This is a genomic window from Mesorhizobium sp. M1169, assembly GCF_040318345.1.
Classification (GTDB): Bacteria; Pseudomonadota; Alphaproteobacteria; order Rhizobiales; family Rhizobiaceae; genus Mesorhizobium.
The window spans coordinates 103,651-120,810 of record NZ_JAMYME010000008.1 but is presented as its reverse complement, the minus strand read 5'-3'; the positions used below and the strand labels follow the sequence as shown (position 1 = coordinate 120,810).

The window sequence follows — 17,160 nt, the reverse complement described above, 5'->3', positions numbered from 1 at the left end:
ACTAGCCGTTTATGGCGGCGGCGTGTAGGGCCAGTTACCCGCCATCAATGCGCTTGAGCAAGGCGTTGTAGGCGCCGCATTTCGGGCAATGTATGTGGCGCTCGACATGCGATGACCCGGCTCCGGCGTCGATGACCAGCAGATTGCCGTCTCCACACTCAGGGCATTTTACGACAGCTTCGGAATTGACAACCAAAACCTTGGCAGCTTCGATCCAAAGTTTTGTCGACATCGTCCTACTCCGCCGTGCCTTCCTCGTACTCCGCCCACATCGACAGCCATTTTTCCTCATGGCCGGCCAGCTGTTGCGCAAGTTGTGAGCGCTCCTTGGCCAGCCTTGTCGCGGTCGACGGGTCCTTTTCGTAGACGGCCGGGTTGGCGAGTTCGTCCTCGATCAGGTCGATGCGCTTGCGGAGGCGGTCCATCAGCGCTTCGGTGGCGCGGATTTCCTTGGCCAGCGGCTCGAAGGCGGCGCGGCGCGCGGCCGCATCGCGGCGGCGGTCGGCCTTCGAGGCTTTGTCCGCCTCGCGCTTGCCGCGGCGGTCGCCGGAGACGCCGGTGACCAGCGTCTTGTAATCCTCGAGATCGCCGTCATACGGATTAACCGCGCCGTCCTTGACCAGCCACAGCCGGTCGGCGGTCGCTTCGAGCAGATGGCGGTCGTGCGAGATCAGGATGACCGCGCCGGGAAAATCGTTCAGCGCATGGATCAGCGATTCACGGCTGTCGATATCAAGATGGTTGGTCGGCTCGTCGAGGATGAAAAGGTTCGGCCCCTCGAAGGCCGACAGGCCCATCAGGAGCCGCGCCTTCTCGCCGCCGGACAGATCCTTGGCCGCGGTATTCATCTTTTCGGTGGTCAGGCCGAACTGGGCGACGCGGCCGCGCACCTTGGATTCCGGCGCGTCCGGCATCAGCCGGCGGACGTGTTCATAGGCGTTTTCATCGGGCCTGAGGTCGTCGAGCTGGTGCTGGGCGAAGATTGCCACCTTCAGCCCGGGCGCCACGGTCATGGAGCCGGTCTCCGGCTTCAGCCGGCTGGCCAAAAGCTTGGCGAAGGTCGACTTGCCGTTGCCGTTGGCGCCGAGCAGCGCGATGCGGTCGTCGGCATCGATGCGCAGCGTCATCTTCTTCAGGATCGGCGCACCCTCGACATAGCCGACATTGACGTTGTTCAGCGCAATGATCGGCGAGGCCACCGCCTTCACCGGCTCCGGAAAGGAGAACGGCCGCACCGTGTCGTTCACGATCGCGGCGATCGGCTTCATCTTCTCCAGCGCCTTGATGCGCGACTGCGCCTGCCTCGCCTTCGATGCCTTGGCGCGGAAGCGCTCGACAAAGGATTCCATGTGCTTGCGCGCGGCTTCCTGCTTGACGCGGCCCTTCTCCTGCAATTCGCGCTGCTCGGTGTATTGGCGCTCGAACTGGTCGTAGCCGCCGCGCCAGAAGGTCAGCTTCTTCTGGTCGAGATGGACGATCGAATTAACGGCGCGGTTGAGCAGGTCGCGATCGTGCGAAATCAGCAGCACAGTATGCGGATATTTCGACACGTAGTTTTCCAGCCACAGCGTGCCTTCGAGATCGAGATAATTGGTCGGCTCGTCGAGCAGCAGCAGATCGGGCTCGGCAAACAACACGGCGGCCAGCGCGACACGCATGCGCCAGCCACCGGAGAAGGACGAGGCCGGGCGCCGCTGCGCGGCATCGTCGAAGCCGAGGCCGGCGAGAATGGTGGCCGCGCGTGACTCGGCCGAGTGCGCATCGATATCGGCCAGCCGCATGTGGATGTCGGCGATGCGGTGCGGGTCGGTCGCCGTCTTTTCCTCTTCGAGCAGTGCACTCCGTTCGAGGTCGGCCTTGAGCACGATCTCGATCAGCGGCTCCTCGGTGCCCGGCGCTTCCTGCGCCACCTGGCCGATGCGCGTGTTCTTGGGCAGGCTGATCGAGCCGGTCTCGGAGGCGAGATCGCCGGTGATCGCCTTGAACAGGGTCGTCTTGCCGGTGCCGTTGCGGCCGACAAGGCCAGCCTTGCTGCCGGCCGGCAAGGTCAGCGAGGCATGGTCGAGAAGCAGGCGTCCGGCCATGCGGAGCGAAAGGTCGTTGATGATCAGCATGGCCGGGCTTTTGCACGGGACAACCATGCTTCGCAAGGGCTTGAGCCCCGGTTCGCCGCATAAGCCGCGAAAACCGACAAAGCTGGTGATGTCGACCCCGCGCGCCGCGACTTCCCGCAAAACGCAAAAAGAACCCGCTATCCTGAGGGGGGACAAGGAGAGCGGGCTCTTTCGTGAACGGCGGCCTTGGGAGCGTCCGATCGACATCCAAACACGCAGCAGCTTGGTTTGTTCCATGGGAAGAATGAACTATGTGATGAACAAACGCTGCTGTGGCCGGCAGGTTTGTCCACAGGGGCGTGCCGTCTGTACGCTATCGACCATGACGCTGCGGAAAGACTCGGCTATCCTTGGATGTGCGGCGGGCCTGATCTCCGCCTGGCCGGCGCCATCAGCTTCCTCCCAAGCGGCGCCGGCCACCTTCCTTGACCGGCGCCGACGCCATTTGAGGCGGTCATTGTTTCGGCGGCGTGCCGGGCTGATCGCCGCCGGTCGTCGACTTCGGCACCGGATTCTTGTCGACCTGCGGGTTCTGATCGACCGTGTCGCCAGGGGCCTTGGTCGGCTGGATGTTGTTGTCGCAACCCGCAACAGTCAGAGCTGCCATAAGCAGCAGGATTGAGCGCTTTTTCATCGCAGTCTCCTCTCGCCCGACAACGAGGCGTCGGCGATTTGGTTGCGCGGCCGGTGTCGTTCCCGCATTCGCCGAGGGGCCCGGGAACAAAATGCCGCGTCTCCGGTTGCTGCACAATCAATGGAGGAAGGCATGATCCGTCTGCTCATCGCCGGGGCAATCGTCTATGTCGCCTATCGCGTCGCCAAGAAAGTGATCGACGAGGTGCCCGACGATTTCGATCCGCTGCTGTTGCCACCGCCACAGGACGATCGCGAGGCGCTACGGCGGCAATCGGCAAGGATGGGCGTCGAGCCCGAGCGTTAGTCGACAAGCCTGCCCGCAAGGCTTCTTCGTTCACGAGCCCTATTGCGGCTCCGCAAACCGTTGCGAACAAAGCAGAAACGATGCTTGATGGGCGATGAACCTCGCCGCCCGTGATTCGTCCTTCCAGCCGGCCTATCTGGCGAAGCTCAACGCCGAGCAGCGGCTTGCCGTCGAACATGGCGACGGCAAGATCGCTGGGCCGTTGCTGGTCATTGCCGGCGCCGGCTCCGGCAAGACCAACACGCTGGCGCACCGGGTCGCGCATCTGATCGTCAGGGGTGCCGACCCGCGCCGCATCCTTTTGATGACATTTTCGCGCCGTGCCGCAGCGGAAATGGCCAAGCGGGTCGAGCGCATCGCCGGCGAGGTGCTTGGGCGCGATGCCTCGGTGATTACCGATGCGCTGAGCTGGGCCGGCACGTTCCACGGCATCGGCGCCAGGCTGCTGCGCGATTATGCGCTGGAGATCGGTCTCGATCCGGCCTTTACCATCCACGACCGCGAGGATTCCGCCGACCTGATGAACCTCGCCCGCCACGAGCTTGGGTTTTCAAAGACCGAAGCCCGCTTCCCGACCAAGGGCACCTGCCTGGCGATCTATTCGCGCGCCGTCAACGCACAGGCGCCGCTCGGCGAGGTGCTGGGTTCGGTGTTCCCATGGTGCGCCGGCTGGGCCGAACAGCTGAAGCAATTATTCGCACGATATGTCGAGGCCAAGCAGGCGCAGAATGTGCTCGATTACGACGACCTGCTGCTCTACTGGGCGCAGATGGCCGGCGAGCCGGAAATCGCCGCGCATCTGGGTGCACGTTTCGACCATGTGCTGGTCGATGAATACCAGGACACCAACCGGCTGCAGGCCTCGATCCTGACGGCGCTCAAGCCCGACGGATCGGGGCTGACGGTGGTCGGCGACGACGCGCAGTCGATCTATTCGTTCCGCGCCGCGGAAGTGCGCAATATCCTGGATTTTCCCAAACAGTTCGCGCAGCCGGCGGAAGTCGTCATGCTGGAGCGCAATTACCGCTCGACCGAGACCATCCTGGCGGCCGCCAATGCGGTAATCGGCGAAGCGTCGGAACGTTTCACCAAAAATCTCTGGACCGAGCGCAAATCGGCGGAAAAGCCGAAGCTGGTCAGCGTGCGCGACGAGACCGAGCAGGCGAGCTATGTCTGCCAGGCGATACTCACCGAACGCGAGGCCGGCACTGTTCTCAAATCACAGGCGGTGCTGTTTCGCGCCTCGCACCATAGCGGCCCGCTGGAGATCGAGCTGACGCGCCGCAACATCCCCTTCGTCAAGTTCGGCGGGCTGAAATTTCTCGATGCAGCACACGTCAAGGACTTGCTGGCCGTACTGCGCTTTGCCGAAAACCCGCGCGACCGCGTCGCCGGCTTTCGCGTGCTGCAACTTCTGCCGGGCATCGGCCCTTCGGCCGCCAATGCGATCGTCGAGACCATGGCAAATTCGCTCGACGAGACGATGGGGCTTGCCCGCTATCGGCCGCCGCAGCGTGCCGCCGACGACTGGCCGGGTTTTGTCGCGCTCTATAGCGGCCTGCGCGCCGGCGCGCAAAAATGGCCGGCCGACATCGAACAGGTCAGGCTCTGGTACGAGCCGCATCTGGAACGTATCCACGAGGATGCAACGACGCGCCGGGCCGATCTCCTGCAGCTTGAGCAGATCGCTTCCGGCTATGCGTCGCGCGAGCGCTTCCTCACCGAGCTGACACTCGATCCGCCGGACGCGACCAGCGACGAGGCTGGCCCGCCGCACCGCGACGAGGATTATCTGATCCTGTCGACGATCCATTCGGCCAAGGGCCAGGAGTGGAAGAACGTCTTCGTGCTCAACACCGTCGACGGCTGCATCCCGATCGATCTCGGCGTCGGCAGCAAGGAGGACGTCGACGAGGAGCGGCGGCTGCTCTACGTGGCGATGACGCGGGCCAAGGACAGCCTGCACATGGTCATGCCGCATCGCTTTTTCGTCCACGGCCAGGCGGCGCGCGGCGACCGCCATGTCTATGCCTCGCGCACGCGCTTCATCCCGCGCTCGATCCTAGGCGCCTTCGAACAGCTGGCTTGGGCCAGCGTCCAGGCCAGAGACGATCCGCGCCGCCAGCCGCAGGTACGTGTCGACCTCGGCGCCCGCATGCGCGGCATGTGGAAATAGGCACCTGCCTCGACGTCGGCGCTGCTCGCCCGGCGACCGCTCCCGGAGCCGGCGAAAAAACAATCCCGGCAACATGGAACCTCGCGCCGTGATCCGCGTTTCTGCCCGACCCCCAGACCGGAGAACGGCGTCCGCCGTGACCTCCGCCCATTCGAGAGGCCAGAATGCACGACAGGACGTTTTCCACCCCGGTCGCCCTAACCGTTGGCGCCGGCTACAAGCGTACGATCGCTTCGTTCTCCGAGATGCACGAATTCCTGACCGAGTTCCCGCCTTCGCGCCGCCGGCTGAGCTATGGCGCCGCGGTGAAGGCCTGCGAGGCGGCACGTGCCGGCGATATCTCGGCCGAAGCGGCACGCGACGCCCTGATCACCTTTGCCGTAACGGCAGGCATCCTCTGGCCGGCCGCCCAGCCGGCGGTCTCGGTCAAGCCGGTCGCCCGGGGCCTCGGCGGCTACGCCGCCTGACAGAAACGACCATCAATGGACCGTCATCGGGCCGCCGCCCGGCGGGTCGCCCGCTGCCGCGGTTTCGAAACTGACCTGATCGCGGCCGTTCGATTTGGCCCTGTAAAGGTGCTTGTCCGCCACCACGAACATCTCGGCGTAGGTGGTCGGCCCGCTGAAGGCGACGCCGCCGATGCTGACCGAGAGAGGACAGGGCCGGCCGCCAGGCGAGAACTCCGCCTCACGGACGCGCCGGCGAATTGTCTCCGCCACCAGCCAGGACTGCGAAGGATCTGCGCCGGGAAGGAAGACCGCAAATTCCTCGCCGCCGATCCGGCCGACGATGTCGGCGCCGCGTAGCTGGCCCTGGATTGTCTTGGCGATCAGCTTGAGCGCCTGGTCTCCGCAGTCGTGGCCGAGGCGGTCGTTGACGGATTTGAAATGATCGGCATCGACGATCAGCAAGGCTCCGGCATTGACGACGGAATGGCTGCGGGCCTGTTCGAGATAGGCCTCGACGAGCATGGAAAACGCACCCCGGTTGAATACCGCCGTCAGGCTGTCGGTCGCCGCGACGACGGCCAGTACCTTCTGCGCGATCGCCAGCTGGCGCATTTTCCACATGAGGAAGAAGAAGAACGAGCTGGCCAGGACAAGCGGCAGCAGCAGGTCAGTGAGCTGCGCCCGCCACAGCGCTTCCGGCGACAAATACGGGAAATTGAAGGAATCGACGAGGAATGCGGCTGCAATGCAGACTGCCGTGCCCGCGACGGTAACGGCCACGACCCTGCCCCAGCTCGTCGGGGACAAATCGATCTGCATGCTTTTGCTCCTGCTTCAGCCGGCTACCTTGAAGCAACAGCGCAAACGAAGTCCTAAGACTTTGCTTCAATTCGATCGCAGTCGAAGCGAAACCAGCCGTCGAGATGGCGGCCAGATAAGGAGATCGGTCCTAAATCAGCTGCCTTCTGATGCTCATCCGGGTGACCGCGGTCACAAGAATGGCGCCGATCATGAAATAGATGGTCGCGACAATGTCGCCCTGGTGGAAATAATAACCGGAGTTGAGAAGCGCCAGGACCACGGCGAAGAACGCCACGAGGCGCAAGGGTTCATTGGGCATGCGTGCCAATTCTCGCTGTTGCTGCTGAATGCTGCTGAAGCGGCCGCCCTCACGACCGTCCGCTCCATAAAATGTTTCGGCGCGTTTTGCAATCTCGGCAGATTGTCCTCTATCCACCGTCCGCTTCACCAGCCGCCCCGGGGTCAGGCGAAAGCCCTGCCCTCCTCGCTGCGCTGGAACGTCGTCAGGTCCAGTCCGAGGCTTGGCTTGCCCAGAATGGTCAGGATCGCATGCGCCTGGCCGCGGTGGTGGGTCTGGTGGTTGAAGAAGTGGTCGAGCGCCGGCGCCAGCCGCTGCGAGACGGTGCGCATATCCGAGACGGTCATGTAGGAGAAGCGGCCCGACAGCGCCTTGTCGCTCAGGCCGTCGACCCAGTCGATGATCCGTTTGTCCTCGACCTCGCGCGCCAGCCGCAAGCCTGGCAAGGCGCGGTGCAGGATCGTGTCGAGCCTTGCCGGCGCGTCGCCCTCGCCGGTGAAGCGTTTCATCCAGATACGGTCGGCTGCCAGGAGGTGGTTGAGCGTTCCCATCATCGAACCGAAGAAGACGCCGACATTGCGGTCGAACTCTTGCTCGTCGAGATCGGCGGCGGCATCGTAGATGCGGCCGTTGGCCCATTGATTGTAGGCCGCAAACATCCTGAAATGCTGTTTCATTTTCTCTCGACCTGCGAGACCCCCTGCGCGGGTCCGTTTCGGGCATAGTTAAACTGCAAGGACGCTGCCGCCAATGACCATTCTGCTCTATGACCTTGTCGGACGCGATGCCGCCCGCCCATTCAGCCCACATTGCTGGAAGGCGGCGATGGCGCTGGCCCACAAAGGGCTCGACATCACCAGCGTGCCGACCCGTTTCCTCGAAGTGCCGAAGGTGGAAGGCGGCGTCTCGAAGCTCGTTCCGGTGATCCGAGACGGCGAGACGGTGGTCGCCGATTCCTTCGCCATCGCGCTCTATCTCGAGGAGGCCTATCCCGAGCGGCCGACATTGTTTTCCGGCGACGGCGGCAAGGCGACGGCGCGCTTCATCGAACGCTGGTCGCAGCTGACCATCCATCCCTACGTCACTTCCGTGGCGATACTGGACCTGCATGCCATGCAGGACGAGGCGAACGCCGCCTATTTCCGGCAGAACCGCGAGCAGCGCTTCGGCAAGCCCCTGGAGGCGGTTTACGCCACCCGCGACGCCGGGCTCGCCGGCTTCCGCGCCTCGCTGGAGCCGCTGCGCTCGATGCTTGGCTATCAGCCCTTCATCGGCGGCCGGTCGCCGCTATTTGCCGACTACATCGTTTTCGGCGCGCTGCAATGGGCGCGCATCGCCACGCCCTACCGGCTGCTCGACGACAGCGACGTCGTGGCGCAATGGTTCGAACGATGCCTCGATCTGCATGGCGGCCTCGGCCGCAACGTCGCGGCGGCAGCGATCGCCCCGCTCGAGAGTTGAAATCGGCAGTTTTTATCGGCGGCGCCACATTTTGTTCTTGCTTTGTGCCGGCAGCTATGCTACTAATTTCGATATGGTGATGATTCGCACCGACGCCCGCCCGGCCTGCCGAGGCGGGTTTTGTTTTGCCGATCGAGGTCCAACGGCGTTGCCGGCAGGGATGTCGTCCGGCCTTAGCTGCAAGTTGCCAGCCGGCGAAATGCGACAATGCGGGTAGACGAAGTGTCGCTCGAAGCGCCTCATCAGCGCCTGGATCGAAGCAAACAAGACGAACATCCGGCGAACCGGGCAATCACAACAAAGGCAACGCGCCATGACGGCAAACCCAGAGTTCCCGGCCGATTTTCGCGCTGCGCTCGCCAACCTTTTCCTGTGGCGGCGCGACGTCAGGCGGTTCAAGCCGACGCCGCTCCCCGATGGAGCGCTGGAGCGGCTGCTCGAGCTTGCCAGCGCCGCGCCGTCCGTCGGGCTGAGCCAGCCCTGGCGCTTCGTCGTCGCCGAGAGCGAAGCATGCCGCGCCGCCGTCAGGGCCTGCTTCGAGCGCTGCAACGCGGAGGCACTCCAAACCTTTTGCGGTGAACGCGCCGCCCTGTATTTGCGCCTGAAGCTTGCCGGCCTGAATGAGGCGCCCTGCCAGCTTGCGGTTTTCGCCGACCGCGCAACCGAGCAAGGGCATGGGCTCGGCCGCCAGACCATGCCAGCCACCATAGACTATTCAGCTGTCATGGCGGTCCACACGATGTGGCTGGCGGCGCGAGCCGAAGGAATAGGCATGGGCTGGGTCTCGATCCTCGATCCGGCCGAGATGGCGACGATCCTGGACGTGCCGCCTGAGTGGACACTGATCGGTTACTTCTGCATCGGCTACCCCAGCGAGAACCACAGCGTGCCGGAACTGGAGCGGGAAGGCTGGGAAACCCGGCGGCCGTCTATCGTGACAAGGCGGTAGTGGAATGGCGGCGCTGCGCGGGGAAGAATGACTCCTCCCTGCAGGGCTGTGGATGTCATGGATGGTTTCGCCGATCATCAGCATTGCCAGCGAGACACCATGGCAAAGCCAGTCGTGACGGGCTTGACCTGAGGAAGGGCATAGAATGTTTCGCTACGACATGCAGGCCGAGATCTGGGTCTATCCGGGCAAGGGCGGCTGGCATTTCGTGACGCTGCCGCCGGAGCTTGGAGCCCGGATCAAGACGGCGATGGTGGGGATGGCAAGGCCCTGGGGCTCGCTTGGCGTGGAAGCCGTCATCGGCCAGACCAGATGGCGGACATCGCTGTTTCCCGACAAGAAATCCGGCAGCCTGCTCTTGCCGATCAAGACCGCGGTGCGGGTTCGCGAAGGCCTCGGGGCTGGCGACACGGCCAACCTGACGATCGAGATGCAGTTATGACGACGTAGTCTCAGGCTGGCGACGACGCGCTATAGGGCGGCCAGTCGGTCGGATCCAAAGTGAGTACGGTTTCTGGAAAATCCGATGCTCAACAAAAAGATGAGCGGCGGCATGGTTCGACTTGAAAGTCCGCCGCCCCAGCGCAGAAATGCGCGCTGCGCCGGCCTCCCCTTGGCAAGCCGGCGGGCGGCTTGTATAGAGCCCGCCACCTTCAATTCCACTCTCCATCACAAGGACGATCCCATGGCGCTCGAACGCACTTTTTCCATGATCAAGCCGGACGCGACCCGTCGCAACCTCACCGGCGCTATCACCAAGATACTGGAAGATGCCGGCCTGCGCGTCGTCGCTTCGCGCCGGGTGTGGATGAGCCGCCGCGAGGCGGAAGGTTTCTATGCCGTCCACAAGGAGCGTCCGTTCTTCGGCGAGCTGGTCGAATCCATGTCGTCGGGCCCGACAGTCGTACAAGTACTGGAAGGCGAGAACGCCATTGCCAAGAACCGCGAAGTGATGGGCGCCACCAATCCGGCAAGCGCCGCCGAAGGCACCATCCGCAAGCTGCACGCGCTGTCGATCGGCGAGAATTCCGTGCATGGTTCCGATGCGCCCGAAACCGCCGCCCAGGAGATCAAATACTGGTTCTCGGACACCGAGATCGTCGGCTGAGCCGGCATCCCGAACCCCATCAAAGAGGCCGGCGCAACGCCGGCCTTTTTTGCTAAAGCGCGTCGCGTTCGACCGGCCTCATGCGACGCGCGTCAGGTTTCTTGTCTTGATGCATATCGGTATCGCAAAACCGCTGCACAGTTTTGCGCGACATGCAGTGGCGGACATTTTCAGCTTCAGGCTCCTCGACGGGTCACGGGTGCGTTAAGCTCGGAGGGGCGGATCAAACGCGGTCCCGACAATGGAGCCGACCAGGCCATGACCAGCACCATTCCCGGTTTCTTCCAAGGCACCGAAATGCCAACCAGCGGCTGGTGGGAAGCGCTGTGGCCCGAGCCTGCCAGTGTCCTGGCGGCAGTCGGCATGAAGCCCGGCACGGACGTGGTCGATCTCTGCTGCGGCGACGGCTGGTTCTCGCTGCCAATCGCCAGGGTCGCCCGTCATGTAATCGCTATCGACATCGATGCCGATCTGCTCGAAGTCGCCAGGCGGCGGCTGGCCGAAGGAGGCGCGAGCAATTGCGAGTTTTTGGCGGGCGACGCCTATGAACTTGCCAGGCTGGTGCCTCAAACCGTCGACTTCGTCTTTATCGCCAACGCTTTCCACGGCGTTCCGGATCGGCCGCGGCTTGCCCGCGCCGTGCGCGCGACGCTTGGCCCTGCCGGTCGTTTTGCCATCGTCAACTGGCACCAGTATCCGCGCGAGCAGACCACGGTCCTGGGCGAGCCGCGCGGGCCAAAGACCGAGCTGAGGCTGTCACCCGAACAGACCACCGCGTCGGTGGAAGCGAGCGGGTTCAAGCTCGCCGAGCTGGTTGATGTGCCGCCCTATCACTATGGCGCGGTATTCAAACTCGCGACGAATTGAGAAATATCGCATGAGATGCGGCATCGTCGCCCGATACATGTCGCCCGCCGCCCCCTAGCGGCGGGTTCTGCCAGTCTATTTCGCCTCGCGTTCCTTCACGTTCGCATGTTCATTCGCCGCTGCCGTGTCGGTGGACGGGGTCTTGGTCTCTTCACCTGAAAACGGGCTGCCCTGCCCCGGTGCGAGATCGCCGCTATGGCCGGCCTTGTTGGTCTGGAACGGTTGGCTGTCCGCTTTGAGACCGTGGTCAAGAGCATTGACGAGATGGTCGTCCGCCTTGGCAAGGCCGGTAAAGGCAAGGAGCGATGCACCGGTGGCGGCAAGGATAAGCGTGTGCGTTTTCATGTCTGGACTCCTTTGAGTTAAGGCCAGAACGAGCCGCAGCCATTCTGGCGGCTTCAACGAAGGGACAAACGTCCCTTTTGCCTTACCCGCCATTCATGAAGAACTAACGCGCCCCCTGCCCGGCCTATTCCCGCTGAAACACAACGTGATCGGCATGCGGCTGCCGCGCGGGCCAATCGGCGCGGACTAAGCGCTAGCTCGCGGCGTTGAAGCGCAGGATGTCGCGGCCGTCTCTGTCGGCGATGACAAGCTTGCCGGCGTCGACGTGGTAGGATGCTGCTTTGGCCAGCGCCTCGAACAGCGCCTTTTCCTCGGCCATGACCTGAGGCGCGCAGGCCTTGAAGCTCGAGCCGATGTCGCTGACAGCGATCGTCGAGCCGTTTATCCTGGCGGTGGCGAAATAGACGTTGCAAGGGCCGCTGCCGCCGGCCTTGCCGGCTTCGCTGATGCGGAATGTCGCCCGTGGCTCGGCAATCACGCCGATGCCGTCGATATATTCGACCAGCCAACTTTGGCCGAACACGGAGGCTGCCGCCGGCTCGTCGCCCGGCGCCGCCATTTTCAGCATGATGGTCTGTGGCGCGTCGCTGAGCGGGTCGACCTGGAGGCGCGTATCGGTGACGAATAGCAGCCGGTCATCGACAGTGATGCGCGCCTGCAGCGCGTAGGTCATATCAGGCCGGATCACCCGCGGATCGAAGCTGATCTCGAACTTGATCGGCACCTGGCCGGCCGGCACCACCTTGCGCTCGCCGATGATTGCGGCCGGCGCGTCGGCCAGCGACACGTCGGCAAGCTGCACGGAAAGCACGGCATTGGGCGGCAGCGCGATGCGCTCGCGATACATCACCTCGCCCTTGAGGGTCTTTTCGGCAGCCGCAGAACGATCCGGGACGGCCAGGATGCCGACGGCCAGCGGCACCAGTCCGAAGATGAAGAACTCGGCGATCCTGTCCAGCATGATCCTGCTCCCCTTCCGGCAAAGGGTTTCGCAGGATTACGGTCAATGAATGGCTGTCGCGGGATTTATTCGGACGGCGGCTGCTTCCAGCGGCTCGCCGCCTTGTCGTCGGCATCCTTGGCGTCGACCCAGCCGCCCTCGGAACCGTCGCTATGGTGTTCCTTTTTCCAGAACGGCGCCCGTGATTTCAAATAGTCCATCAGGAAATTCGCGGCCTCGAACGCCGCCTGCCGGTGGGCGGAAGCCGCCACTACCAGCACGATGTTTTCGCCCGGCGCGATCTTGCCGTGGCGATGGATGACGGTGAGCCCCTGCAGCGGCCAGCGCTCGATTGCCTCGCCGGCGATGCGGGATATCTCGGCTTCGGCCATGCCGGGATAATGTTCGAGCTCGAGCGCGGAGAGCCTGCCTTGCTCGTCGCGGCAAAGGCCGGAGAAGGTCACCACAGCGCCGATGTCGCTGCGACCCCTGGTCAGCCTGGCGATCTCGGCGGCGACGTCGAAATCCTCAGCCTGGATGCGCACGACAGGCACCACCGCGGACATGGTTCAGCCACCGGTCATCGGCGGGAACAGCGCGATCTCGCGCGCGCCGGCAATCTTCTCGCGGTGCTCGACATGTTCCTGGTTGATGGCAACGCGGATCACGTCAGGATATTGCAGCGCGTTCTCGTACTCCTCGCCGCGCGATTTCAGCCAGCGCAACAGGTCGGCGACCGTTTCGATGCCGGCCGGCAGTTCGACCTCTTCCTCCGGTCTGCCGATCCGCTCGCGCACCCAGGCGAAATAGATGAGCTTCGTCGACATTTTATTCATCCATGATGTGCTTGAGGCCGGCGCGGAAATAATCGTAGCCGGTGTAGAGCGTCACCAGGGCTGCGATCCACAGCAGCACCAGCCCGGTCTGGGTGGTCAGCGGGAAGATCTTGTCGCCGGCGGGACCTGCCAGCAGGAAGGCGATGGCGATCATCTGGATGGTGGTCTTCCATTTGGCGAGCTGCGTCACCGGCACCGAGACCTTCAAGGCCGCCAGATATTCGCGCAGGCCCGAGACCAGGATCTCGCGGCACAGGATGATGATCGCCGCCCACAGCGACCAGCCGGCGATGCCGGCATGGCGATCGGTGTCGGCGGCAAGCAGCAGCAGGCAAGTGGCGACGAGCAGCTTGTCGGCGATCGGGTCGAGCATCTTGCCGATGTTGGAGGTCTGCTGCCAGGCGCGCGCCAGATAGCCGTCGAAGTAATCGGTGATCGAGGCGAGCAGGAAAATGATGAGCGCCGACCAGCGCGCGAAGTCGCTCGATTTCAGATGGCCTTCCAGGAAGAAGCACAGCACCACCAGCGGCACCGCCAGGATGCGGGCGTAAGTGAGCATGTTGGGCAGGTTGAATGCGCGCTGGGACATGTTTTGGGAACTCTTTCTGCCTGCTTAGTCAAATCAGAAGCGAATGTGGGGGGTCAACAGGCCAGAATCGATTAGCCAGCCGAAATATCGGCAATAGGTCTTAGCTCTCGTGAAAATGATTGTAGACCAATTTCGCCACCTGCTCCGAAATGCCGTCGACCTTGACCAGGTCCTCGACGGCGGCACGGCTGACCGCCTTGGCCGTGCCGAAATGCATCAGCAGCGCGCGCTTGCGGCCGGGGCCGATGCCGCTGATCTCGTCGAGCGGGCTCTTGACCATCTCCTTCTTGCGGCGGGCGCGGTGCGAACCGATGGCGAAGCGATGGACCTCGTCGCGCAGCCGCTGGACGAAATAGAGCACCGGATCGCGAACGGGCAGCGAGAATGGGGCCTTGCCCTTGACGAAGAAGCGTTCGCGGCCGGCATCGCGGTCCTGACCCTTGGCGATGCCGATGGCCACGACGCGGTCCTCGATGCCGAGATCGGCGAGGATCTCGCGCACCGCCGTCATCTGGCCCTGGCCGCCGTCGATGAGGATGACGTCGGGCCAGGCGGGGAAGCCGCCCGCGTCCTCGATATCGTCGCCCGGTTCGGTAGGGCTCGCCTCGCCCGCGCCCTCGGTTTGCGGGGCGTCGCCATGTTCCTTCAACAGCCGCGAAAAGCGCCGCTGCATCACCTCGCGCATCATGCCGAAATCGTCGCCCGGCGTGATCTCGGTCGAGCGGATGTTGAACTTTCGATACTGGTTCTTCACAAAACCTTCCGGCCCGGCGACGACCATGGCGCCGACGGCGTTGGTGCCCATGATGTGCGAATTGTCATAGACCTCGATGCGCACCGGCGGTTTTTGCAGGCCGAAGGTCTCAGCAAAGCCAGTGAGCAGCCGCGCCTGGGTCGAGGTTTCGGCGAGCCGCCGGCCGAGCGCCTCGCGCGCGTTCTGCAGCGCGTTGTCGGTCAGGTCCTTCTTCTCGCCGCGCTGCGGCACGGAGATTGACACCTTGCGGCCGGCGCGGGTGGAGAGGGCCTCCGCCAGCAATTCTTGGTCCTCGACGCCATGCGACAACAGGATGGTGCGCGGCGTCGGCTTGTCGTCGTAGAACTGTGCCAGGAACGACCCCAGCACCTCGCCGGCTTCGAGCGCCGGATCGGCCTTGGGAAAATAGGCGCGGTTGCCCCAGTTCTGGCCGGTGCGGAAGAAGAACACCTGGATGCAGACCTGGCCGCCCTCCTGATGGATGGCGAAGACATCGGCCTCGTCGACGGTCTGCGGATTGATGCCTTGATGGCTCTGCACATGCGACAGCGCCGCCAGCCGATCGCGATAGATGGCGGCGCGTTCGAAATCGAGGTTCTCCGAAGCCTGCTGCATGGCGGCGGAGATCTCCGTCTTCACCTTCTGGCTGCGGCCGGAGAGAAAATCCTTCGCCTCGGCGACAAGCCTTGCATAGTCGCCGTGCGAGATTTCGCCGGTGCACGGGCCGGCGCAGCGCTTGATCTGGAACAAAAGGCAAGGCCGGGTGCGGTTCTCGTAGAAGGAGTCGGTGCAGCTCCTGAGCAGGAAGGCGCGCTGCAGCGAGTTGATGGTACGGCCAACCGCGCCGGCCGAGGCGAAGGGGCCGAAATAGTCGCCCTTGCGCGAGCGCGCGCCGCGGTGCTTGTAAATACCGGGCGAGACATGGTCGCCGGTCAACAGGATATAGGGGAACGACTTGTCGTCGCGCATCAGCACGTTGAAGCGCGGCCGCAAGCGCTTGATGAGGTTGGCTTCAAGCAGCAGCGCTTCGATCTCGGTGCGGGTGACGACGAACTCCATGGTCGATGTCTCGCGCACCATGCGGCCGATACGGCTGGTGTGGAACCGGCCTTGCGCGTAGCTGGTGACCCGCTTCTTCAGGCTGCGTGCCTTGCCGACATAGAGCACGTCGCCGGCGGCATTCATCATGCGGTAGACGCCGGGCGCATTGGGCAGCCGCTTTACCAGCGTCTGGATCACCTCGGCGCCGACCATGCCGTCGGCGTCGCCGGCATGCGGGGTCCAGTCGATGGCGGTGAAGGTAACGTCCGGACCGCTGGCTGCAGGCTCGACGACCTCCTCGGCCGCCTCGTCCTCGAGGTCGATTTCGGGCGGCAGGTCGTCGGCGCCACCGCGCGTTTTTTGTTTCTGGTCCATGGGGCTCATTCCGTCATGCCTGTCACATCGGGCGTCTGCCATGCAAGATGCTGGCCGCCGTCAAGCGCGATCATCTGGCCGGTGACCGAGCGTGCCGCCCAGAGATAACGGATAGTGGCACCGAATTCCGGCAATTCCGGGCCGCGTTTCAGGATCAGCCCGGCAATCTGGGCATCGAAATCGCTGTCGTGCTGGCGCGTGTTCTTCAAGGTCGGGCCAGGACCAATGGCGTTGACACGGATGCGGGGACCCAGCGCCTGCGCCATCATCTCGGTCGCCGCCCACAAGGTCGACTTCGACAGCGCATAGGAGAAATAACGCGGCGTCGGCCGCCAGACGCGCTGATCGATCATGTTGACGATCAGCCCCTCACTGTTCTGCGGCAAGGCCCGGGCGAAAGTCTGTGCCAACAGCGCCGGCGCCTTGACATGCATGGCGAAATGGCGATCCCAGGCCGGCCAGTCGAAATCCTCAACGCTGTCGTGCTCGAACAGCGAGGCGTTGTTGACCAGCAGCGACACCGGCCCGAGCGCCGCCGCCGCGCGACCGACAAGGTTGCTGACGGCGTCCATCTCGGTCAGGTCGGCAGCAATCACTGCGGCCCGGCCATGTCGACCAAAATGACCACTGTTGATTTCGGCCGCCAGTGCCTCCGCCTCGGCCAGCGAGCGATTGCAGTGAATGGCGACGGCAAAACCATGCGCGGCAAGATCTTCGACGATCGCCCTGCCGATCCGTTTCGCACCGCCCGTCACCAGTGCCGTCGCGGCGACCTTGCTCATCTGTCAATCCTTAATCCGATGCCGATTCCGGCCTGCCGGGATCGCGCCGGCAAATTATGGCCCGCCAAGCGTTAAATCCCATTTCCACCTGGGGCAGGATTGTGGCAAAGTGCCCGGTGGGCGTTTTGGCTCGACCGGAATTCGGGCCAGCCCGCCCGCAATATAGGGCTCTGGAGCCCTTACACCAAGCCGTGTGCAGTGCAGCACGGCGAACCTGCTGACATTCGCTGTTGCGAAGATGCAACGTCAAGGTTCTGCCTCATTCGTGCCAGGGAATGACCCAAGTTCAGGTTCGCTTCAGCCGCATTTCGACACGACATTTGGAACCGTTGAAC

General features: G+C 63.7%; 21 protein-coding genes. 8 read left to right on the top strand and 13 right to left on the bottom strand.

All coding sequences use genetic code 11. From position 1 onward, the window contains the following. Positions 1-34: 34 nt before the first annotated feature. The 3 genes from NKH41_RS11145 to NKH41_RS11135 all read right to left on the bottom strand — a co-directional run bounded on the left by NKH41_RS11145 (position 35) and on the right by NKH41_RS11135 (position 2,748). Positions 35-232, bottom strand: coding sequence for a hypothetical protein (locus NKH41_RS11145; protein ID WP_352541645.1), 198 nt, complete (start codon positions 230-232; stop codon positions 35-37). A 4-nt stretch (positions 233-236) separates the two neighbouring features. Then, a complete protein-coding gene (locus NKH41_RS11140) occupies positions 237-2,114 on the bottom strand; it encodes an ABC-F family ATP-binding cassette domain-containing protein (protein ID WP_352771766.1) in 1,878 nt (625 codons plus the stop codon). Between the two features lie 454 nt (positions 2,115-2,568). Beyond that, complete coding sequence (locus NKH41_RS11135; protein WP_023677659.1) at positions 2,569-2,748, bottom strand: hypothetical protein; 180 nt, start codon at positions 2,746-2,748, stop codon at positions 2,569-2,571. Between the two features lie 132 nt (positions 2,749-2,880). Between NKH41_RS11135 and NKH41_RS11130 the strand changes: the two genes are divergently transcribed. The 3 genes from NKH41_RS11130 to NKH41_RS11120 all read left to right on the top strand — a co-directional run bounded on the left by NKH41_RS11130 (position 2,881) and on the right by NKH41_RS11120 (position 5,697). Next, a complete protein-coding gene (locus tag NKH41_RS11130) occupies positions 2,881-3,054 on the top strand; it encodes a hypothetical protein (RefSeq protein WP_023677660.1) in 174 nt (57 codons plus the stop codon). A 94-nt stretch (positions 3,055-3,148) separates the two neighbouring features. After that, positions 3,149-5,230, top strand: coding sequence for an ATP-dependent helicase (locus NKH41_RS11125; RefSeq protein WP_352501874.1), 2,082 nt, complete (start codon positions 3,149-3,151; stop codon positions 5,228-5,230). 164 nt (positions 5,231-5,394) lie between these two features. Continuing rightward, the gene (locus NKH41_RS11120; RefSeq protein WP_023677662.1) at positions 5,395-5,697 is read left to right on the top strand and encodes a DUF982 domain-containing protein; all 303 of its coding nucleotides are present in this window, start codon (positions 5,395-5,397) and stop codon (positions 5,695-5,697) included. Between the two features lie 12 nt (positions 5,698-5,709). Here NKH41_RS11120 and NKH41_RS11115 read toward each other — a convergent pair whose 3' ends face one another. From NKH41_RS11115 to NKH41_RS11105, 3 genes are all read right to left on the bottom strand, one after another. Continuing rightward, positions 5,710-6,498 (bottom strand): GGDEF domain-containing protein, encoded by a 789-nt coding sequence (locus NKH41_RS11115; protein ID WP_352501873.1) that lies wholly within the window; start codon positions 6,496-6,498, stop codon positions 5,710-5,712. 130 nt (positions 6,499-6,628) lie between these two features. Beyond that, complete coding sequence (locus tag NKH41_RS11110; RefSeq protein ID WP_352771763.1) at positions 6,629-6,928, bottom strand: hypothetical protein; 300 nt, start codon at positions 6,926-6,928, stop codon at positions 6,629-6,631. A gap of 14 nt (positions 6,929-6,942) precedes the next feature. Further along, positions 6,943-7,455, bottom strand: a complete 513-nt coding sequence (locus tag NKH41_RS11105; RefSeq protein ID WP_352771761.1) for a DinB family protein — start codon at positions 7,453-7,455, stop codon at positions 6,943-6,945. Positions 7,456-7,528: 73 nt separating this feature from the next. Here NKH41_RS11105 and NKH41_RS11100 point away from each other — a divergent pair, with 73 nt between their 5' ends. The 5 genes from NKH41_RS11100 (at position 7,529) to NKH41_RS11080 (ending at position 11,163) form a co-directional block, all read left to right on the top strand. Beyond that, the gene (locus NKH41_RS11100; protein WP_352771759.1) at positions 7,529-8,239 is read left to right on the top strand and encodes a glutathione S-transferase family protein; all 711 of its coding nucleotides are present in this window, start codon (positions 7,529-7,531) and stop codon (positions 8,237-8,239) included. 313 nt (positions 8,240-8,552) lie between these two features. Further along, complete coding sequence (gene bluB, locus NKH41_RS11095) at positions 8,553-9,188, top strand: 5,6-dimethylbenzimidazole synthase (RefSeq protein ID WP_352771757.1); 636 nt, start codon at positions 8,553-8,555, stop codon at positions 9,186-9,188. 145 nt (positions 9,189-9,333) lie between these two features. After that, on the top strand, positions 9,334-9,630 hold the full coding sequence (locus NKH41_RS11090) for a DUF1905 domain-containing protein (RefSeq protein ID WP_352479261.1): 297 nt from the start codon (positions 9,334-9,336) through the stop codon (positions 9,628-9,630). Between the two features lie 243 nt (positions 9,631-9,873). Beyond that, complete coding sequence (ndk, locus tag NKH41_RS11085; protein WP_023677669.1) at positions 9,874-10,296, top strand: nucleoside-diphosphate kinase; 423 nt, start codon at positions 9,874-9,876, stop codon at positions 10,294-10,296. Between the two features lie 258 nt (positions 10,297-10,554). Beyond that, complete coding sequence (locus tag NKH41_RS11080; protein ID WP_352771755.1) at positions 10,555-11,163, top strand: class I SAM-dependent methyltransferase; 609 nt, start codon at positions 10,555-10,557, stop codon at positions 11,161-11,163. A 75-nt stretch (positions 11,164-11,238) separates the two neighbouring features. Here the strand turns inward: NKH41_RS11080 and NKH41_RS11075 are convergent, their stop codons facing one another. The 7 genes from NKH41_RS11075 to NKH41_RS11045 form a co-directional block, all read right to left on the bottom strand. After that, complete coding sequence (locus NKH41_RS11075) at positions 11,239-11,508, bottom strand: hypothetical protein (protein WP_352501870.1); 270 nt, start codon at positions 11,506-11,508, stop codon at positions 11,239-11,241. A 193-nt stretch (positions 11,509-11,701) separates the two neighbouring features. Further along, on the bottom strand, positions 11,702-12,469 hold the full coding sequence (locus tag NKH41_RS11070) for a YbaY family lipoprotein (protein WP_352771753.1): 768 nt from the start codon (positions 12,467-12,469) through the stop codon (positions 11,702-11,704). Positions 12,470-12,534: 65 nt separating this feature from the next. Then, positions 12,535-13,014 carry a molybdenum cofactor biosynthesis protein MoaE gene (locus NKH41_RS11065; protein WP_352771751.1) on the bottom strand — a complete coding sequence of 160 codons (480 nt, stop codon included), beginning with the start codon at positions 13,012-13,014 and terminating at the stop codon, positions 12,535-12,537. Between the two features lie 3 nt (positions 13,015-13,017). Next, positions 13,018-13,275 (bottom strand): molybdopterin converting factor subunit 1, encoded by a 258-nt coding sequence (gene moaD, locus NKH41_RS11060; RefSeq protein WP_023677674.1) that lies wholly within the window; start codon positions 13,273-13,275, stop codon positions 13,018-13,020. Position 13,276: 1 nt separating this feature from the next. Then, positions 13,277-13,873, bottom strand: coding sequence for a CDP-diacylglycerol--glycerol-3-phosphate 3-phosphatidyltransferase (pgsA, locus tag NKH41_RS11055; protein WP_023719790.1), 597 nt, complete (start codon positions 13,871-13,873; stop codon positions 13,277-13,279). 100 nt (positions 13,874-13,973) lie between these two features. Continuing rightward, entirely contained in the window at positions 13,974-16,052 is a 2,079-nt protein-coding gene (gene uvrC / locus NKH41_RS11050) for an excinuclease ABC subunit UvrC (protein WP_352771749.1), read from the bottom strand. Further along, complete coding sequence (locus tag NKH41_RS11045; protein ID WP_352472599.1) at positions 16,049-16,825, bottom strand: SDR family oxidoreductase; 777 nt, start codon at positions 16,823-16,825, stop codon at positions 16,049-16,051. The genes uvrC and NKH41_RS11045 overlap by 4 nt, the downstream gene beginning before the upstream one ends. Positions 16,826-17,160: the final 335 nt, after the last annotated feature.